The organism is Methanosarcina subterranea (assembly GCF_055385895.1).
In genome coordinates this window covers 3,335,935-3,355,892 of the sequence record NZ_AP042426.1, presented here as the reverse complement: position 1 = coordinate 3,355,892, position 19,958 = coordinate 3,335,935, and the positions used below count along the sequence as shown (strand labels likewise).

The window sequence follows — 19,958 nt, the reverse complement described above, 5'->3', positions numbered from 1 at the left end:
GAGCAATCCCTATTGTCATCAAATAAGTATATTAAATTTGTTGATCTTAGTCTTGAGACGGTTCAGTCTTCTAGACTGAACCTTTACTCCTGCAAATATTCCAAACACGTTTATACTCAACATCAGCTTCTTGTTCTGGTTTTGTTGAAGGAGTATATAAGCACAGACTATCGTGATTTTGTAGAACTTATCGAGCTCATGAACGGTATAAAGGAAAAACTTGACCTTGATAAGATTCCTCATTACACTACTCTTCAAAAGTTTGTATCCCGAATTCCTTCTTTACTGTTTAATCTCATTTTGTCAAAAGTACTAAAGTTATTTTACTTACACGGAGAAAGTGTCTCTATCACTGCAATTGATGCAACTGGGTTTACGAGTTCTTATGCAAGTTATTATTACTCTCGAAGAACAGGAAAGCTCCGAAGGAGCTTCCTGAAAACTTCAATAGCAGTAGACACAGATAAAAAAGTGATATTAGGATGGAAAATCAGTCAAAAAACAGATCATGATGTCAAACATGCAAATGCTCTGATAAGACAATCAAATAGGACAAGAAAATCAGAATGTTATGTGATGGATAAAGGATATGATTCTGAAAAAATTCATGCTCTAGTTAGAGAAGAAATCAAAGCAGACTCAATTATACCTTTAAGAGAAAGAAAGAGGAAGAAAGTAAAGGGAAAATACAGAAAAAAGCTGCATTTAAGCTTTGACAAAATCAAATACAATAAACGGAATATAGTGGAAACAACGTTCTCTGTTGTCAAAAGGAGGTTTGGAGAAGTGCTCAGGGCAAGAAAGTACTTCAACCAAGTAAAAGAAATAAAACTTAAACTGTTAGTCTACAATATAAACAAAAAAGTTGTAGAAATAATTTGCATCAAATTAAGGATTTCTACAGAGCCAATATTATATTTTAATTATAATATTGGTTAATGTATATTTATCATATATAAGTTCTGATTAATGGTTCTTTATATTATATATTTAATACCAATAATAATCTAGTGATCCTGGAAATCGTTTAATAATTATATATATTTGGATACAACTTTGGGATGTGGAAAGATGGGAATGCAATTTAGCAGAGTAAAAAAGACACTGAGTATTTTACTGGCAGTTTGTTTTTTACTGTCAGTGGCAGCAGTGGCAGTAAGTGCTAAAGAGATGACCAATGTAACTGGAAAGACAACAGAGAATAAAGCGAAAGGATTTTCTATTAATATCGAAAAGGCAACTTTGGAAAATAACAATTTCCGCAAGGTACTCTATACTTCAAAGTACAGCCAACTGGTAATTATGAGTCTCAAGCCTTGTGAAGAAATAGGAATGGAAGTTCACGAGGAAAATGACCAATTTTTCCGTTTTGAAGAAGGGCAGGGTAAGTGCATAGTTAACGGTAACGAGTATGAAGTAGGTAATGGATCTGTTGTGATGGTGCCGGCAGGTGCCCAGCACAATGTCATCAATACTTTGAAAACGGGTTCTTTAAAACTCTATACGATCTATTCGCCGCCTGTTCACAAGGATGGCATCGTGCGCGCCACAAAGGAGGAAGCCGAAGCCAATGAAGCGAAATTTGACGGTGTAACTACGGAATAAGACCATAAGAAGCAGGAATAACGCTTTATTTTCATAAAGCGCTTTTTTTTTGACACAATTCCATAATTTAGTGATTTCTCATTTTTTCCTTCCTTAAAACTTCATTTTTCTCTGCGAACTGACCAAATAAACTGTAATAATCCTTGAGAAATAATTTCTTTGGCATGAATGCCAAAGAAATTATTTTACTCCTGTAATTTTTCACTGTATTTTTAGACTAAAATCAATACGCTCCGCTATTTAATCCTTAACTCATCTCTCAAAATTATATCTTACTAAATCTTAAATGGAGTAAATAATCTGAACAATTCCAGAAATGACTTTTGTGGTTTCTTGAGCAAATTTAATCCTCTCATTTGAGTAAGTTTAATCTGATTCTCAATTCCTTTATCAGTCCTGAACTGCTTCTTGTTATCAGTTTTTATACTTTTTGAATAATAGCTTTCGATAGGGTTATTTGTCGCTGGCGCTCCTGGGAGATAATGGAACAAAGTAAGATTTAACCAATGTTTATTGATCATCAACAATCGTTTTTGAACCGTTTCATCATATGTTCTTATATTTTCCATTAATTTATTGAAGTTATATTTTGCTTTTTCAAGACTATTAAGTGGAAGATTTTCCTTTTTTCGTCTTCTTTCAAGCTTTAATTTATGCCTAAATTGGTTAAATTCCTTTTTTGCTTTTTTACTCCATTCTTGATGTTTTTCCTCATTATTAATTACGTTGAGTTCTTCAGATAGAAGTTCCTCCAGAAATTTAATCTCATTCTCTCGATTGTAAAATATATTCAATAACCTGTATTTCAATAGTTCCTGTTCAATCGTTGTATTCTTTGGGAAATCACTAACTATAAGCTTGTTTAAGTGCATCAAACAATATTGATGGACTAACTTATCCCCAAAAATTTCCTTTAATATATCAGGATATCTCTTATCAAAATCCTTAACGATAAACACAGGCTCTGATGCATCAAGATTTTTCCGTAGAAATTCCTTGATGGTTTCTGAACTCTTATTTTCAAAAAGTTCATCTGCTACCGTTCTTTGAGTTTTTGCATCCAGTAAAGTTAAACGGTATTTCTGACACCGTCCTTCTTTTGGATGCTGTTCGTCATAATGTACTATACGTATGTTTTCTGAAAATGGAACAGTTTCCTGTTCCATTTCTTTGTAGAATGCTCTTAAAATAGTGCTTCTTGATCTTGGATGGATGAAATCCATTATATCAGAAATTCCATCGTATGAAACGTTATGGTATCTGAGTAACTGGAAGAAATCATTGAATGAATCAAAAAGTAAAGTCTTCAGATCTTTCCAAAAATTATGATTTTCTTCGTATGTACTACCACAATTTGAGCATTTATACCGACCAATGTTGATTTCTCCAAGACCCTGTTTGATATGTGGATTATAGCCATTATGAATCATTGGAGTGCTACAAATAGAACAGACTGGAGGAATTTTTCTACGAAAAATTCCTCGTGTGGTATATTCATAATCGTTTCCAAAACGACCAAAAACATCTAAGAGAGCAGGAAGCTCCGAAAAGTTATTAGGAGTAAGGTTTATAGTTACCATTGTTTGTGCCGTAACATCATTACATAATTATAGAATTATAATTTTGTGTAGTGATGTTACACTGACTTTTACCACTAGATTTTGGAACTGAGTCTTCTTTTTTATATTTTGAAGTTAAAGATTTAATACTATTAATTTCTCATTTTAACTGCGAAAGTCCTATATTTTAAAATTTTCTCATAACTAGTGTATTAAAATTTAACTTTCCTTCTCGTGCTTTTTCCTTTAGATACTTTAATTCACTCCTATGCTTAATCCCTATTTTTCGAGCTTCTTCAGGAGTTAAAGTCAGAATCTTTTTTATGATCTCTTCCTAATTAATAAAAACCTGTGTTTTTGTCACATCTAAAGGTTGATCCTCAATGTTGTTGGCTTCCTTTCCAATGTAAACTAGTATCGTGACAATATAGTTATGAGTCAGTTATATATTTTGAATTCTATATTATATCTTATGTTAAATATTAATCTTAAAGATAGTGAAGTTATATTCCTTACAAACTTTATAAGAAAAGGAAAGAAAAATGCTAGATCTCTTACCAGAGCACGTATTCTATTACTGGCAAATCAGGGAAAAGGAGACACTGAGGTCGCTAAAATATTAGGTGTTGGGAGAAGCACTGCTTTAAGGATAAGGAGAAGATATCTTGAAGAAGGTCTACAAAGTGCTTTGGTAGATAAATCAAGATCAGGTCAACCTGAAAAATATATTGAAAGGCACGTTGCCGAAATAATAGCTCAAGCATGTACAAAACCTCCTGAAGGAAGAAAGAGATGGTCACTTTCACTACTCTGTGAGGAATTAAGAAAAAAAGAAGGCTTTGAAACAATAAACAAAGAAAGTATCAGACTTATTTTGAAAAAAAGCAAAATTAAGCCCTGACTGAAAAAGATGTGGTGCATTAAGACAATTGATTCCGAATACAGAAAGAGAATGTACGATGTTCTTGACCTATATGAAGAAGATTACGACCCGAAAAGACCTATTGTCTGTCTCGATGAGAAACCAAAACAACTTATCGAAGATAAGCGAAAGCCCATTCCCATGAAGCCTGGAAGTCTAGAGAAGTATGATTATGAATATATCAGGAAAGGAACAGCAAACATATTTATGGCTGTGGAATTCAAAGTGGGAGAAAGGATAACTCAAGTTACTGAAAGAAGAACAATGATAGATTTTGCACAATTTATGAAAGATCTTGTTATCGAAGAATATTCAAAAGCTGAAGTCATCAGACTGGTTACGGATAATCTAAATATCCACAAAGAAAAATCATTTTACGAGACATTTAGCGAAGAAGAAGCAAAAAAGATACTGGAAAAAATAGAGTTCCATTACACACCAAAGCATGCAAGTTGGCTAAATGCTGCAGAAATAGAGATTAATGTGATGGATACACAATGTACAAAAAGGCGAATACCTGACATAAAAACACTTAGCAAAGAAGTAGATGCATGGATGCACAGAAGGAATAAGAATAAAAAGAAAATAAACTGGAAGTTTACGAAGAAGAATGCTGATGAGAAGCTGTCAAAACATTATGTGTCATAATTAAATTTTCACGATACTAGGCCATTAGCTTGAATCTGTTTTCTCCCTAAAACTCCTATATCTCCTTTAAACTTATTTTCCATATGCTCAACGTACTGCAAAATAGTTCTACTCAATGGTTTGAAATATTGAGATCCTTCCTTAGTTTCTCCAGTTTCATAATCAATAAACGGCTCATAAACTATCTTCTGATAATCCTTTGTAAAAGGAGCCAGAGGCTTAACCGCCTTATCATTTTCTTCAATTGCCTGAAATCCTACAAGGAAGAAGTTAAAAGGTTTTATCTGCTCTCTCCAAGACCTCCCTTCATTCAGTTTTTTAAACCTATTCAATACATTGGAAGTGCTAACAGTAAGCCTGGAAATCGCATAGAAGATATAATCCTAAAATTATTAATATCAACTAAAAAATAATACTTTTTAATTTTTTCAAATCTTGCCACATTATAACTACCTTAATAGTTATACATGTCGTAATAAAGTAATTTTTTGTTAGGACAACTTCCTAAAAAATGCGGTTTTGCATGATCCTTACACAAATGCGTACAAAAATTTAGAGATACCTATATCCCTCGATAAAAGTGTGAGGGGTGCGATTCGAACCCAATTACACTAAAACACCTCTTATTAAGAGAAACCCTCTAAAAAAGTTTATTAATCATCAGAGTATATCTATTTATGAGCCAGTTATTATGTTTCCCTCCGTCTTAGTCACCTGATTATCAAACTGGCTCAAATTTAATTCCCTCAAAATGTGCTGTGGATATTTTACAGTTACTACGCGTTGATATTTTCGCTATGCATTGACTTATCAATACTCATTTTTACGTTTACTTACAAATAAGAGCACTTATGCTGTCGCTTGTAACAATGCCTATTACACGGTTCTCAGAGTCGATAACCGGAAGTGCGGAGATTGAATAATCTTCCATTATTGAGGATGCGCTTTCAATTCTTTCCCCTTCGTATACGTACTTTACATCCCGTGTGATTATTTCATCCAGCTCATTGATTTTGCAGGCTACTGCTTTTGTAATGTCCCAGGAAGTGACTATGCCTTCAAGCTTTCCGTCCTCGGATATGACAGGCAGGTGGCTTATACGTTCTTTTACCATCAGCTTTGATGCATGCTCGATTGTTTCGTCTCTCGAAACCGTGTAAAAGTTCCGGTTCATGACATCACTTACAAGAATCTGCGAGAGGAAGCTCCTCAGCAGGTAGCTCAACTGTCCCTCCTCAAGCAGGAAAGCGTCGTGTCCGTATTGAGACCTGATTTCTTCGTACCTGGCATCGACTCCGTTTGCAGTAAGAGCCGATACAATCTCCTGAGATTGGTAAGGGGGATAGAGCCAGTCTGATGAGATGGAAATTACTAGGTACTTTGCAGTGACCCCGGAAAAACCCTCTATAAGGGAGCCGTTCTTTGCAAGGTCAAAATAATCCACGGCTTTTGTAATGTACAGGTATGAATTGGCATCAAAGCGTTTTGTGAAGTTGTCTCCCTGGTAGTTCAGGTAGCTCTCGACCTGGAAGTTCGGGGTAAAATCATGGGAGAGCTCAGGAGAGAGTTCAGACAAATTCGTGCCTGTCGTGCCTGTCACGCCTGCTGCATCCGCATCTCGCTCGAGCCTTCCGAACTTCTTTTGCATGGAAGCGTCGCTCAGGTATGTAATATGCCCTATCATGCGGGCAAGTGAGAGTCCCTGGGAAGGTATCTTTTTCCCGTAATAATCCCCTCCGTTCCACTTAGGGTCATCCGTTATGGCTTTCCTGCCGATTGCTCCGAATGCGATCTGCTGCGGGGTTGTGGATGCTGTGGTCGCTATTGCAATTGCTTTTTTTACCATATCGGGGTAGCTGACTGTCCACTGGAGCACCTGCATTCCACCCATGGAGCCGCCTGCAACCGCAAAAAGCTGTTTTATTCCAAGGTGCTCGACCAGTTTTTTCTGGGCATTTACCATGTCCCCTATAGTAATTACGGGAAATGAGATGCCGTAAATTTTTCCGGTTTCAGGATCTATGGAGGAAGGGCCTGTAGAGCCTTTACAGCCTCCGAGTATGTTTGAGCAGATTACACAGTATTTTTCGGTGTCAAATGCCTTATTGGGACCAATTACAATGTCCCACCAGCCGGGTTTTTTGTCACCTTCATAGAACCCCGCAGCGTGGGCGTCGCCTGTCAGGGCGTGGCAGATCAGGATAACATTGCTCTTATCGGCATTCATTTTCCCGTACACTTCGTATTCTAGCCTGACGCCGTAAAGGGCTTTTCCATTCTCAAGCCTGAAGGCTCCGGGGATTTTATAGTTCATTGAACGGACTATTCCGACACTCTGACCTTTTTTTCCCGAAAAAAGATTTTTAAAAGAGGAGCTTCCGGAAGAAATTGCCATGATTAAACCTCTCGCTTAAACCTTTCAGACCTTTCAAACTTTTCAAACTTTTCAATCCTTTCAAACCTCTGCAAGCGCCTGCTCCAGATCAAAAATAAGATCTTTTTCATCCTCGATTCCTATGGAAAGCCTGATAAAATCCTCAGTTACTCCGCATGCGTTCTTTTCTTCCTCTGACAGCTGTTCGTGCGTTGTTGATGCGGGGTGGATTACGAGGCTTTTGGCATCTCCTATATTTGCAAGGTGAGAAAAGAGCTCAAGGCTTTCAATGAACTTCTTGGACTCCCGGGTTTCGCCTTTGATCCCGAACCCGATTATTGCGCCGTAGCCGGATTTCAGGTATTTCTTTGCAAGTTCATGGCTCCTGTGAGACTCGAGTCCGGGATAGGAGACCCAGGAGACTTTTTGGTGGTCCTGCAAGAATTTTGCAACTGCAAGGGCGTTATCACAGTGTTTTTTCATTCTCAGGGGAAGCGTCTCAAGCCCAAGGGTGAAAAGGAACGAGTTAAAAGGTGAGATGCAGGCTCCGGTGTCCCTCATGAACTGCACCCTTGCTTTTGCAATAAAAGCTGCCTTCCCGAAGGCTTCCTTATATTTCAAGCCGTGGTATCCGGGGTCAGGGTCGCAGATTTCAGGGAATTTCTCAGGACTCCAGTCAAAGTTTCCGGAATCCACGATTACTCCTCCTATGGAAGTCCCGTGCCCTCCTATGTATTTCGTTGCAGAGTATACTACTATATCCACGCCGTGCTCTATTGGCCTCAATATCACGGGAGCTACCGTATTGTCCACTACAAGAGGGATTCCTGCTTCATGGGCAATTTCTGCAAGCTTTTCAAAATCAGGGACATCAAGTTTTGGGTTTCCGATTGATTCCACATACAGGGCTTTTGTGTTCCCGGAGATTGCATTTTTAAATTCTTCGGGGCTACCCGAATCTACGAATTTGACGGTCCTTCCGAGTTTGGGGAATGTATAATTGAAAAGCTCGTAGGTTCCCCCATAGAGCTTGTCCCCTGAAACGATCTCGTCTCCGGGTCTTGTAAAAGTAAGAAGAGCTGTTGTAATCGCAGCCATTCCGGAAGCTGTTGCAAGGGCTCCTATGCCTCCATCAAGGGCAGTGATTCTTTTTTCAAAGACATCGGTTGTGGGGTTCATCAGGCGCGTATAAATATTGCCTTCTTTTCGAAGCCCGAAAAGGTCAGCTGCATGTTCGGTATCATTAAATACATACGCTGCTGTCTGATAAATCGGAACTGATCTTGCTCCTGTTGCAGGGTCAGGCTTTGCACCAGCATGTACCGCAAGGGTAGAAATGCCCGGATTTTCAAGGGCTTTTTCCCTCAACCCTTTTTCCTTATTCCCGTTTTCGTTGGTCATTTCGTCTTATCTCCAGAACTCGTCATTTATCTCCGGAACACGTTTCCCTTTTTCCTTTCTCTTTTCAGCTGTTTTGAAGTCAGAAGTGAGAATTGAACTCACATAATTCCGGGTTGCAGCCGGAAGCATAACCACTCTGCCATTCTGACAAATCCGTGTTTTATATATGTTCACAATTGTGATTGCATCTTCACAATTGTGATATAAATATAAATAATTATCGCTGAAATAAATAAGTATCTGTTTACTGGAAAAAGATATCACGCCCGAAAAGTAGTTCCTTGTTGATCGATTGATATCGTTTTCTGTTAGCAGAAAAAGGTGCCCTATGGTTATATTCTAATTAAATCTTAGACTGTAACAGGTCTGCCAGCCAGGAATAAATACCTACAAATACCTACCAGACCAGCCACTTTTAAATCTCGATATTATAAAATCCCCCGCCAGGCAAGCTGGCAGCCAGTCGAAAAATGAAAGAAAAAAGAAAAAAGAAAAAAGAAAAAAAGGAAAAGAAAAAAAGGAAAAGAAAAAAATTAGAAATTTAGAAAATGTCCCCTGAAGAAATAAGATCGTTTGTAAGTAAGGGGGATTCCCATCCTTTCTTTAATAACTTCCGCTGATCTCAACCATCCTGTCAAGCGCTTTTTTTGCTTTCACCCTTACATGTTCAGGGACATGGATTTCATATTCCATATTCTCAAGGCTGTTCAGAATAGATTCGAGGGTGATTTTTTTCATATTATAGCAACGAGCCTTCTCAGAAGGTGGATAGAATTTTTTATCCGGATGCTTTCTTTTTAATTTTTCAAAAAGCTCTTTCTCAGTGCCGATTATAAATTCTCCGGAGTCTGATTTTTCCACCTGCTTTACTATTCCGGTGGTGCTGAGAATCTGGTCTGCAAGGAGAAGGACTTCGGGCCTGCACTCAGGGTGTGCAAGAAATTCTGCATCAGGATGAGCATTTTTTAATTTCTGGATGTCATCCTCGCTGATGTTGTCATGAACATGGCAAAACCCGGGCCAGAGGTGGATTTTTTTGTCAGTATGAAGGGACACAAATGCACCAAGGTTTTTGTCCGGGACAAAAATGACTTCCCGGTTCTCAATTGAATTTACGACATTTACTGCATTTGCAGATGTGCAGCAAATATCCGATTCCGCTTTTACGGCAGCTGAACTGTTTACGTAGCAGACAACTGCTGCGTCAGGGTGTTTTTCTTTTTCTTCTCTAAGAGCCTTTACAGTGACCATATCTGCCATAGGGCAGCCTGCATCCGGGACGGGCAAAATAACTGATTTTTCAGGAGAAAGGATCGATGCGGACTCTGCCATAAAATGGACGCCTGCAAAAACTATAATATCGGCTTTTGAATTCACAGCTGCCCTGCAGAGGGAAAGAGAATCACCTACAAAATCCGCAACCTCCTGTACTTCTCTGCGTGTATAGAAATGGGAGAGAATTATCGCATTTCTTTCTTCTTTAAGTTTTTTTATTTTTTCTGCAATTAACTGATCTTCCATAGTAATTCCGTTTTCCTTAATAGTTCCTTTTTTAAAAAGATTTCATTTCAAAGCGACTTTAGTTTATAGATAGCTTCTTATTCAAATTGACTATTTTTCAAACATGCTGCAGCTTATTCTGTCCACGGTTCAAGTCCTTTTTTCCGTAGATAATCGTTAATTGCCTCATGGATTGCCTCTTCTGCAAGCATCGAACAGTGCATCTTTATAGGAGGGAGCCCGTCAAGCGCCTCTGCAACTGCTTTATTTGAGAGTTCCCAGGCTTCTTTCAGTGTTTTTCCTTTAATAAGTTCGGTTGCCATACTGCTTGATGCAATTGCAGCCCCGCACCCGAAGGTCTGGAACTTCACATCGACAATCCGGTCTTCCTCTACTTTAAGGAAGATCTTCATTATGTCTCCGCACTTTGCATTCCCAACCTCTCCTACTCCGTCGCTGTTCTCGATGCTTCCCATGTTTCTGGGGTTCGAAAAATGGTCTATCACTTTAACGCTATAATCCATGAATTGCCCTCCTGCACTGTTTTTCTATTCTCAAATCTCTAAAACGGCCTACCTGATCGGGTCTTTTTTGCTCAAATAGCTGAAGTTTTTTGCTCAAATAGCTGAATTTTTCTTTATTCGAGTCATCATGAACTTTTATCCAGATTAATCCAGGTATTTCTCAAAAAGTCCTGTATTCCTGAGGGGTCAATGGTGACATATTCCTGAGCTTCTGAACAATTTCAGGCAAAACTTCAAGCACCCTGTCCACATCCTCATGCGTATTCATCCTCCCAAGGCTCAACCTGAGGGAACCGTGAACGATTTCATGCGGAACTCCGCAGGCTGTAAGCACATGTGAGGGCTCAAGGGATGTGGAGTTGCATGCGCTTCCTGTGGATGCAAAGATCCCTTTTGCGTTCAATAGCAGCAGGAGAGACTCCCCTTCTATGTATTCGAATGTGACATTTACATTGTTTGCAAGTCTCTGCGTAGGATGCCCGTTGAGGTGGGTTTTAGGGATCTTCAGAAGCCCTTCAACCAGGCGCTCTCTCATCTCCAGAAGAGTTTTATTCGTTTCTTCAATTTCGCCTGTTGCAAGCTCTATAGCTTTCCCAAGGCCCGTAATGGAAGGGACGTTCTCCGTGCCTGCCCTGCGCTTTCTTTCCTGAGCTCCGCCGTGGAGGAGGGCTTCAATCTTTGTCCCTTTTCTTATGTAAAGCGCCCCGCACCCCTTAGGCCCTCCGAACTTATGCCCTGAAAGGGACAGGAGGTCGAGATTCATTTTTTTGACATCTATAGGAACGTGACCTATTGCCTGCACCGCGTCCGTGTGGAAATATATCTTTTTCTCCCTTGCGATTTTTCCGATTTCCTCGACAGGCTGAATCGTCCCGATCTCATTGTTTGCAAGCATTACGGTAATTAGTATGGTGTCGTCTCTGATGGCGTTTTCCAGCTCCTCAGGCGATACCATTCCATATCTGTCGACCGGAAGGTAAGTAACTTCAAATCCCTGTCCTTCGAGCCATGAACAGGCGTGCAAGATAGCATGATGTTCTATAGAGCTTGTGACTATGTGCTTTCCTTTGTGCCTGTTTGCAAAGGCTATCCCCTTTACTGCCCAGTTATCGGATTCCGTGCCCCCGGATGTAAAATAAATCTCGTTCTCTTCAGCCCCGATAACATCTGCGACCTTCTTTCTTGCTTTTTCTATTGCATGTTTTGAGACTTTTCCCGGATCATAAATAGAAGAAGGGTTTCCGAAGTTTTCTGTCAGGTAGGGAAGCATCTCTTCAACAACTTCTTTTCTTACAGGAGTTGTAGCTGAATTATCCATGTAAATGGTCCTGTTTTCAACTGTCACACTGACACCTTCACAATTGTGAATGCTTATAACAATTGTGACTATTTAAATTTTATCCTGGAAAATATCCTGATAAAAAAGGTCAGATAAAAACGGTGAAATCTCAGAAATTGGAAAGTTTACTCGAATTATTACTTCGCGCCTCAATCTTATTATTATTTTTCACAATGATAATAAATATATATGTATATAAGATATATTCGTTCTCAATTGTAAAATCTAAAAAAATGATGGTGATTATGGAAACTCCGTGTCAGAAAATTGTGTGGGATCTGGTCCCAGCAATAAGGTCCAGTCTTGCAATCGAACTTGTAAATAAAGGACAGTCACAGGCGGCTTCCGCAAAGCTGCTGGGGATTGCCCCGTCGGCAGTTTCCCAGTATATTTCGGGAAAAAGAGGATACAGGATTGAGTTCCAGGGCGAGACAAAAGAATTGATCGAAAAACTTGCTCAGGACCTGATTGACAATACGGTCGACGACTTTGTAGTAAGGATCTGTAAGATTTGCGTAAGTGCAAGAGGAATTGAGAGTAACTGCAAAAGCACCTGTGGTCCTAAAGAATAAATAGCAACAAAATAGATCGGAATAGAACCAGAAAGAACCAGAAGGAACCTGGTACAAATGCCTGTGAAAGTCTCTTTTTAATGGCTCAGGTATCGTTTTCAGACCTATTTTCAAGTCTTTAATTATGGAAACTTCTCGATAACTATATATCCAGGCTAACATAAGATAAACTAAATTCACAATTGTGAATTTTCGTGTAAATTATTGTATGTTACAAGGTTGGTGGAGCAGGCTTTCAAACTTTCTACAGATTGAAGCACTTAAGGCAAATTATCACGGAATCCAGGGTGATCAAATCCCTGATGATCGAATCCCTGATAATGAGTCTGCATGAAAAAACATACACTATTGACCGTTTAAATATGGGCTCGAACGAATTGAAATATAGGAAATCCGGAAAGAAGCAAACTGCAAGAAGAAGGTGAATGGTATGGGGCGAATATATTCCGATATAACCCGGACAATTGGCAATACGCCGCTTGTCCGGCTGAACCACATAACAAAAGGTCTGCATGCGGATGTGCTGGTTAAAGTGGAGTCCTTTAACCCGATGGGGAGTGTAAAGGACAGGATCGGACTGGCAATGATCGAAGAAGCCGAACGTGAGGGGAGAATCAAAGAGGGTACCACAATTATTGAAGCTACAAGCGGCAACACAGGCATTGCACTTGCAGGCGTATGCGCTGCCCGCGGCTATAAGCTCATCCTTGTAATGCCTGAGACAATGACTGTAGAACGAAGAAAACTGCTGAAAGCTCTGGGAGCAGACCTCGTCCTTACCCCCGGCCCTGGAGGGATGAAAGGGGCAGTCAATAAAGCAGAACAAATGGCTGCAGAAGATCCTTCTCTTTACTATATACCCCAGCAATTTCAGAACCCTGCAAACCCTGAAGTCCACCGCAGGACAACTGCTGAAGAACTGTGGAAAGATACGGATGGCAAAGCAGATGCGATCGTAGCAGGTGTGGGAACAGGAGGCACAATTACAGGTGTCGCCAGCATTTTCAAAAAGAGGAAGCCTGATTTCAAAGCGATTGCAGTTGAACCTTCAGAGTCTCCTGTCCTTAGCGGTGGAAAGCCAGGCCCGCACAGGATCCAGGGAATAGGTGCAGGCTTCGTTCCTGATGTGCTCGAGCTCGACCTTGTTGATGAAATAATCAAAGTAAATGCAGATGATGCCATTGCCACAGCCAGAAGGCTGGCAAAGGAAGAAGGTATCCTGGCGGGAATATCCTCAGGTGCGGCTGCATATGCTGCACTTCAGGTGGCTTCCAGAGAAGAGATGAGCGGAAAGATGATTGTCGTTATCTTACCGGATACGGGAGAGCGTTATTTGAGCACAGATTTATTTGACTGATCTGTTTGACTCGTCTATTTGACTCGTCTATTTGACTGATCAACTTGACAACTGGTACCGGAAGATTCAAATGGGAATCAGGGAAGATATCAGGACAGTTTTTGAAAAAGATCCGGCAGCAAGGTCCAGACTTGAAGTACTCTGCTGCTATCCGGGTCTGCACGCTATCTGGATGCACCGGGTAGCGCATTCTCTCTGGAATAAACATTTCTTTTTCCTTGCCCGTTTGATATCCCATATCTCAAGGGCGTTCACAGGCATTGAAATCCATCCAGGAGCAAAGCTAGGAAAACGGGTATTTATTGACCATGGGTCCGGAGTGGTGATCGGAGAAACTGCCGAGGTAGGCGATGACGTCCTCATATACATGGGAGTTGTACTGGGAGGCACAGCCCTTGAGAGGAAAAAGCGCCATCCGACTGTTGAAAATGACGTGGTTCTCGGCTCAGGCGCAATCGTGCTCGGCCCAATTACGCTAGGAAGAGGTGCTAAAATAGGTGCTGGCTCGGTTGTGATCCGGTCAGTCCCACCCGAAGCTACCGTAGTCGGAGTCCCTGCCAGGATTGCAGGCCCGCAGCCAGCTTCATCTGGGCAACTGGATCACGATAGGTTACCGGATCCCGCGCTTACTGTAATAAGCCAGATGCTTGATCGGTTGAGCAGGTTAGAAGATCGGCTTCAGGCTCATGAAGAATCCTCACCTATATCCGCGCCCATGTCAACCCCTATATCCGTAATAACCTCGCAAAAAAACGTGCTCAAAGGAAATGAGCAAATTTATTCCCTGCTAAAAGACGTGATCGATCCTGCAGTTGGAGTAGATATCGTCAACCTGGGGTTTGTCAAAGAAATCATCGTGGACGGGGCAAATGTAGACGTAAACCTTGTATTGACAACAAGTGCCTGTCCCATGATCGAATATTTTAAAACTCAGGTAAAGAGAAAGGTCCTGAGTATTAACGGTGTAGAAAATGTTACTGTCAATATCCTTGACGAGCCCTGGAAATGGGATAGTGTCAGCAGACAGGCATTCCAGAGATAAGTGCTAATCCCAAATTGCATACTCAGTAGCCCGAGTTTCGCCTCCCGAGTTTCGCTTCGGGATCACAGGAAATCAGAGATTTCCTGGGAGTTGCACTGCAAGTGCAACAGCATGAGGTCCTTTTCGCTACGCTTTGCTTCGCTCAAGAGGACTAATTTATGGTTTTAAGTCACAAATACTCCTGGCCCATACAACATTATTCGCTATCATAGCTTTTTTGTCACGCTCGACGGAGGAGAGCGGCCTTTCCCAAAAAGAAGAGAAAAATTAGTAAGTTAAAACACACTAAAAACCCTAATTTGCTAAACTAAGTAGAATTAAATTATATCTGAAAGTCATTCCCAAATATTCTTTAGGTCTTTTTTTCGTAGTTGAGCTTATGCCATTTTAGTTAATAGCCCTTATTTTGGAATAATGGATGTTAAAAAGATCTATTTTTTTAAAAAATTAGACTAAAACACTTTAATTTCAATTTAAAGGTAAATAGAAAGGATTATACCTAATTAAACCAATATTATGTCGCCAAACAAATAATTGGGCTTTAAAAAGGTATAATCCATGATAAAGATTATTACAAAAGGATATAAGTACTTATTGACTCAAATCGACGATTTTTTAGGGTCTGCACGTACCATTGTTATAAGTCTTAAGAGTATTAAAGGCAGAAAAGAATACGAACAGCTTTTTGGTCGAAAATTGGACGATCAAAAGACAAATATTAAAATCCGTATCATATCTCTAAAACAGTCAAGACTCACAGATTTTATAAGCAATCTTTTTGAAAAATCGATGTCTATATACTCTATTTTCGATCCGATGTTGAGTGAATATTCTAACTTAAAGATCCTTTTCATTGAGAAAATTACTAAAAACAAAAGACATTGTAAAGTACGTAATGTGCTCCCTATTTTTCAAAAAGTGCTTTCAGACTTTTTTGGTGAAGGATTTACTTTTCTCAAAAGGAAAATTTGCATTCCTTATAAAATTAATCTTCTAGTTGTACATAGCAAAGATTATATGGAAAGTGTATTGCCCTGGAATCAAGTACTTGCCTTTCAACACTTCAAAACGTTTCATGGGTATATAGGAGACATGTTTGCATTAAATCCTTCGCTGGATAACTTTTTCATTGAATTACAGGCTTCAATGGAGTACCATCCTCAGCATGAATCGTTAAATTTCAACAACATTCTCAAGTTAGAAATTGCAAGATGTAAGATGGGGTATTCAAATTTTGAATCATTCATTAGAGAATTTAACCAGAATAAAGCTCTAAGAAAGGAATTAAATATTGAAAATCGTGATCGAATCACTCTTTCATCATATCGTAGAAATCTGAAATGTATTTATCCATATTTCGTGGAATATGCTCAATTACTGATACAAGAATGTAGAAATCTAAATCTTATAGGAGATAAAATCTGGATATGGGATAGAAGGTTCTTTGAGTGCAACTGCAGTGGATTAAAAAATAAAGAAACTGGTATGCTCTCAGATCCTGATGCAGGACATTATGTTAAAAAAACCGGAAAGTATAGTGTCCTATCTGGAACGGGGTATACTGATACATGTGTTGTTGATAGTTGGTGGGGTTTACCAGTTTATTGGGATGCAGTAAACGCAAGTAAAAATGACAACACTATATTTCAAGAAACTATCATTCAGTGCATGAAATCGGAAACTCATAAACCACTTTTTATGATTGCAGATGCTGGACCTGATAGTCATCCTTCTAACCAGGTGGTTATTGATCATGGAGTTATTCCAATTATAGCAGCCAGAGCTAACAGTGCAGGAACTATTCTTAAAACAGAAACAGGAACCCACTTCAGAGGAATATATATACCAAGGAAATTTCATAGACTCCTTGGTAAAATATACAATCTTAGAACCACTGTTGAAAGAAAGAACTCAAATGAAGTAGTGGGATACAATCGCTCGAAAACACCTACAAGAAGAATTGAATGGGCTAAAATGTTTGTCTCTATAGGCAACATTGCCGCTTTACTTACGGCATTAACGGCTTTTAAAGTTGGAAGAAAAGATTTGATAAGGGCACCAACTGCTTTTAGAAGGTTGCATTTTTAAGCTATTTAAGGAAATTTTTCCGGAAAATATAGAATTGAGTGCTTTTATTTGGGATTTAAAGCATTTTAAATGATTTTGGCATAAGCTCAGGTAAGATGATTTTTGAATTATGTGTATACGAAACTGTAGACATATATGAAACTGTAGACTTATACGAGACTGTAAACAGCGGCGGGAAGTATGACAGGACGGAAAAAGCTATATCTTTGGGATTTAGAAAAGATACTTTCCGCACCCTTCCTCGAAAATTTTTATTATGCCTGCCCTCAGGGAAGGAGTGTAGTTATGAGGTTCGGTCTTAACAGCCCTGTGCAGTTCTTCAAGTTCTATCCACTCAATGGAAACGGCTTCTTCTGGGTCATACCGGATAAGGCTTGCAGTTTCTTCCGAACATCTGCCTGAAAATACGGTGTGGTAAGCTCCTTTATTTTCAAGGATACAGGGGATTTTGAATAATTTCCTGAAAGGGACTGAGATTCCGATTTCCTCGAGCATTTCCCGCGCAATGCAGGTTTCGTAGGACTCGTCTGCAACGGTGCCGCTTACGGAATATGTATAACGGTCAGGAAACCAGTATTTTCCAGGCGACCTCTTCTGCAGGAGCATTCTGTTTTCCGGGTCCAGAAGGATGAGCTGAGAAGCCCTGTGGATATGATTTCCCGAGTAAAATTCCTCTCTGGGGCGCAGGCCAAGAAGATTGTCATCTCTGTCAACTTCACTGATCAACTCTGTCACAGGGAACCTCCTGATAGCTTTTGATTATCTCTATATGTGTACTGCAGAATTAGAACCACAATAAAAAATTTAAAGGGGAATAAATTTACTAAAATAGTATAAAAGAGAATACCTGCTGTTAAAGCTTTTTCAGGGTTCAGAAACCTCTTTTGGCTTTTCTGCGGACTTCTGGATTTCTTCAAGCAGCTGGTCGTCAGTTTTACCTCTTATGTCAAGCCCGAGCTTTACAGCAGTTTCCTGTACCTTGGTCTTTGGAGCTATGGGTTCCTTTAAGGATTTCTCAAAGTCCTTCAGGTTTTGTTCGGATTCTTTCTGGGCTTTTTTGAATTCTCCCACGGAACTTCCCATGGAGCGGGCAAGTTCAGGGAGTTTGCTTGCCCCAAACAGGAGCATAACTATTGCTAATATGAAAATCAGTTCTGTGGGACCTACCCCGCCAAACATATCTATACCTCGACTTCTTTACCTTTTTTGGTGTTTTTAAGTTTTGAGTAGTTTTGAGTAGATTATTTATTAGTGGATAATAATAGTTTTAGCAGAACAAAAATTATTCTGAACAACTGCCATTTAGTAGAGAATGAGGATTTACTTCTACTATATAAGCCTTTTATTATTTACTTATTATTTGTTTTATTTTTATATATTCATTTATATGCAGTTTTTATAGCTTCTAAGAAAATGATACCACCTTACATTTATAGTCAGCTACAGAAGCTGGTTCAGTAACTGAAGCTTTGAATCCGGTAACAGAGATTTCGGACCGGTAACAGAAGCTTTGTTCTGAGCTTTTTTGAAGACCTGTGTACAGTGAATTTAATTTCCTGTTAACTTAATTTTCCTGAATTTTTCCATTGTTATCGAAAACTTCGGGATTTTCATCCTCTGAAATGGAAGGTCGAGCTTCCAGTGAATTTTTAAGGCTCAGGTTCGCCCTGGTTTTAGTGTTCAGTTCTTCGGTTTCTTTTTCCTTTTCGTCCTCTTTTACCCCGGCAGTGGTCCCATATCCGGTTTTGCGGGTATATGAATCGAAGGTCGTAAGCTCCAGTTCAGCGGCTCTCTGTGCTTTCTTGAATTCTCCTACTGCACTTCCAAGAGACCGTGCAAGTTCAGGGAGCTTCCTGGGCCCGAAGAGGAACAGTGCAGCTATAAGGATTGCAATCAATTCCGTGGAACCTATCATTGTCGGCTATTATCGACGATCAAATATAAAAATTCTTGCAAAAAGCAGGGCAGGCAGGTTTTAAGTGGAGACTACTGCCTGGGGATTATCTGGATGATGATTTTTTTGATATCGCAGGTGCCTTTAAATCTCCGGATTTGCCTCAAAAAAGCCTGACCAGAAGCAGGCTGAACTCAAAAAGCACTACAAGGAGAAGCGCGACCAGTATCTGGGCGATGAAAGTCGGGTCAGGCGAAAGGAACAGTGATAGAGTTACAATTGCGCTGTAGACCAGTATTCTCTGCCTCTTGAGAGTCTGATACTTTACAAGCCCCATTTTCACGGCAAATATCACAAGGAGAGGAGCCTGGAATACGATCCCGAAGCCTGCAAGTATTGTGGTCACGGCTGAGAAGGTGTTTTGAACGGAAAGCTGAGCTGATGCCACGTCCCCTGAGTAGAAGATAACATACCTGAACATCACAGGCAGGACAATGAAATAGCCCAGAGCGGCTCCCAGGACAAATAGCAGGAAAGAGGCAGGAATGACCTTCAGGAAAAATCGCTTCTCATGCGGATAAAGCCCCTTGCCCGCAAACCTGTAGAGCTGGTAGAAGAATTGCGGTATTGATACTGCAAGTGCAAAGACCAGGCAGAGCTTGAGACGGGCAAAGATCCATTCAAGAGGCGAATATACTGCCATATCCAGCTCCGGGCTTATGAATGATTTCCAGACAAGCAGCATCCCTTTTTCAGAGAAGGGATATGCAGCCAGCATAGCCAGAAAGAGCCAGACAAAAACTACAGCAAGTCGGTTCCTGAGCTCATACAGGTGAGCCATAAGGGGTTCTTCGACATCCCCTGGAACCCCGGAAGAATAAGTGTTTCCATTAACTTTGTTTCCGGCGTCAGGGATCTGATTTCCGGTATTGTGGGAATGCATAGTTTTTATCTTTTTGTTTTTAATCTGATATTTATCTAATTCTCTGTCCGGTCTGCGATCTCATTTTCTATCAGGGTTTTCCACCTGGTTTCTCTGTCTTACACTGCATTTAAATAAATATATTAATATCGGAACATCTATTACACTACATCCCATGCCGTGCTGATGCACGCACTCAGGATGTGCAGAA

18 protein-coding genes and 1 pseudogene are annotated in these 19,958 nt (G+C 39.9%); 7 read left to right on the top strand and 12 right to left on the bottom strand.

Annotated elements, in window-relative coordinates; genetic code table 11:
• Nucleotides 1–12 precede the first annotated feature (12 nt).
• Entirely contained in the window at nt 13–939 is a 927-nt protein-coding gene (locus ACZ5A8_RS14570; RefSeq protein ID WP_464529913.1) for an IS5 family transposase, read from the top strand.
• Between the two features lie 105 nt (nt 940–1,044).
• Nucleotides 1,045–1,605, top strand: coding sequence for a cupin domain-containing protein (locus ACZ5A8_RS14565; RefSeq protein WP_464529912.1), 561 nt, complete (start codon nt 1,045–1,047; stop codon nt 1,603–1,605).
• Between the two features lie 275 nt (nt 1,606–1,880).
• Here the strand turns inward: ACZ5A8_RS14565 and ACZ5A8_RS14560 are convergent, their stop codons facing one another.
• Nucleotides 1,881–3,185 carry an ISNCY family transposase gene (locus ACZ5A8_RS14560; protein WP_464529910.1) on the bottom strand — a complete coding sequence of 435 codons (1,305 nt, stop codon included), beginning with the start codon at nt 3,183–3,185 and terminating at the stop codon, nt 1,881–1,883.
• Nucleotides 3,186–3,636: 451 nt separating this feature from the next.
• Between ACZ5A8_RS14560 and ACZ5A8_RS14555 the strand changes: the two are divergent.
• Nucleotides 3,637–4,734, top strand: a pseudogene (locus tag ACZ5A8_RS14555) (IS630 family transposase).
• An 8-nt stretch (nt 4,735–4,742) separates the two neighbouring features.
• On the opposite strand, the gene ACZ5A8_RS14550 reads toward ACZ5A8_RS14555, so the two are convergent.
• The 7 genes from ACZ5A8_RS14550 to nifS form a co-directional block, all read right to left on the bottom strand.
• Nucleotides 4,743–5,066 (bottom strand): hypothetical protein, encoded by a 324-nt coding sequence (locus ACZ5A8_RS14550; protein ID WP_464529908.1) that lies wholly within the window; start codon nt 5,064–5,066, stop codon nt 4,743–4,745.
• 497 nt (nt 5,067–5,563) lie between these two features.
• A complete protein-coding gene (metX, locus tag ACZ5A8_RS14545) occupies nt 5,564–7,129 on the bottom strand; it encodes a homoserine O-acetyltransferase MetX (RefSeq protein WP_464529906.1) in 1,566 nt (521 codons plus the stop codon).
• A gap of 60 nt (nt 7,130–7,189) precedes the next feature.
• On the bottom strand, nt 7,190–8,509 hold the full coding sequence (locus tag ACZ5A8_RS14540; RefSeq protein ID WP_464529905.1) for an O-acetylhomoserine aminocarboxypropyltransferase/cysteine synthase family protein: 1,320 nt from the start codon (nt 8,507–8,509) through the stop codon (nt 7,190–7,192).
• Between the two features lie 6 nt (nt 8,510–8,515).
• Nucleotides 8,516–8,644 (bottom strand): hypothetical protein, encoded by a 129-nt coding sequence (locus ACZ5A8_RS14535; RefSeq protein WP_464529903.1) that lies wholly within the window; start codon nt 8,642–8,644, stop codon nt 8,516–8,518.
• Nucleotides 8,645–9,112: 468 nt separating this feature from the next.
• Nucleotides 9,113–10,030 carry a quinolinate synthase NadA gene (gene nadA / locus ACZ5A8_RS14530; protein ID WP_464529901.1) on the bottom strand — a complete coding sequence of 306 codons (918 nt, stop codon included), beginning with the start codon at nt 10,028–10,030 and terminating at the stop codon, nt 9,113–9,115.
• Between the two features lie 113 nt (nt 10,031–10,143).
• A complete protein-coding gene (gene nifU / locus ACZ5A8_RS14525) occupies nt 10,144–10,533 on the bottom strand; it encodes a Fe-S cluster assembly scaffold protein NifU (protein ID WP_464529899.1) in 390 nt (129 codons plus the stop codon).
• A 160-nt stretch (nt 10,534–10,693) separates the two neighbouring features.
• Nucleotides 10,694–11,851 carry a cysteine desulfurase NifS gene (gene nifS / locus ACZ5A8_RS14520; RefSeq protein WP_464534148.1) on the bottom strand — a complete coding sequence of 386 codons (1,158 nt, stop codon included), beginning with the start codon at nt 11,849–11,851 and terminating at the stop codon, nt 10,694–10,696.
• A gap of 266 nt (nt 11,852–12,117) precedes the next feature.
• Here nifS and ACZ5A8_RS14515 point away from each other — a divergent pair, with 266 nt between their 5' ends.
• The 4 genes from ACZ5A8_RS14515 to ACZ5A8_RS14500 all read left to right on the top strand — a co-directional run bounded on the left by ACZ5A8_RS14515 (nt 12,118) and on the right by ACZ5A8_RS14500 (nt 16,931).
• The gene (locus ACZ5A8_RS14515) at nt 12,118–12,444 is read left to right on the top strand and encodes a transcriptional regulator (RefSeq protein ID WP_229390271.1); all 327 of its coding nucleotides are present in this window, start codon (nt 12,118–12,120) and stop codon (nt 12,442–12,444) included.
• 430 nt (nt 12,445–12,874) lie between these two features.
• Nucleotides 12,875–13,801, top strand: coding sequence for a cysteine synthase A (cysK, locus tag ACZ5A8_RS14510; protein WP_464529897.1), 927 nt, complete (start codon nt 12,875–12,877; stop codon nt 13,799–13,801).
• Nucleotides 13,802–13,832: 31 nt separating this feature from the next.
• Nucleotides 13,833–14,843 carry a serine O-acetyltransferase gene (gene cysE / locus ACZ5A8_RS14505; protein ID WP_464529896.1) on the top strand — a complete coding sequence of 337 codons (1,011 nt, stop codon included), beginning with the start codon at nt 13,833–13,835 and terminating at the stop codon, nt 14,841–14,843.
• A gap of 1,092 nt (nt 14,844–15,935) precedes the next feature.
• Nucleotides 15,936–16,931, top strand: coding sequence for a hypothetical protein (locus ACZ5A8_RS14500; RefSeq protein WP_464529078.1), 996 nt, complete (start codon nt 15,936–15,938; stop codon nt 16,929–16,931).
• A gap of 213 nt (nt 16,932–17,144) precedes the next feature.
• Here ACZ5A8_RS14500 and ACZ5A8_RS14495 read toward each other — a convergent pair whose 3' ends face one another.
• The 4 genes from ACZ5A8_RS14495 to tatC all read right to left on the bottom strand — a co-directional run bounded on the left by ACZ5A8_RS14495 (nt 17,145) and on the right by tatC (nt 19,768).
• Nucleotides 17,145–17,666, bottom strand: a complete 522-nt coding sequence (locus tag ACZ5A8_RS14495) for a Nudix hydrolase (protein ID WP_464529894.1) — start codon at nt 17,664–17,666, stop codon at nt 17,145–17,147.
• A gap of 129 nt (nt 17,667–17,795) precedes the next feature.
• A complete protein-coding gene (locus ACZ5A8_RS14490; protein ID WP_229391765.1) occupies nt 17,796–18,110 on the bottom strand; it encodes a twin-arginine translocase TatA/TatE family subunit in 315 nt (104 codons plus the stop codon).
• A 385-nt stretch (nt 18,111–18,495) separates the two neighbouring features.
• Complete coding sequence (locus tag ACZ5A8_RS14485) at nt 18,496–18,846, bottom strand: Sec-independent protein translocase subunit TatA/TatB (protein ID WP_464529893.1); 351 nt, start codon at nt 18,844–18,846, stop codon at nt 18,496–18,498.
• Between the two features lie 142 nt (nt 18,847–18,988).
• A complete protein-coding gene (tatC, locus tag ACZ5A8_RS14480; protein WP_464529891.1) occupies nt 18,989–19,768 on the bottom strand; it encodes a twin-arginine translocase subunit TatC in 780 nt (259 codons plus the stop codon).
• Nucleotides 19,769–19,958: the final 190 nt, after the last annotated feature.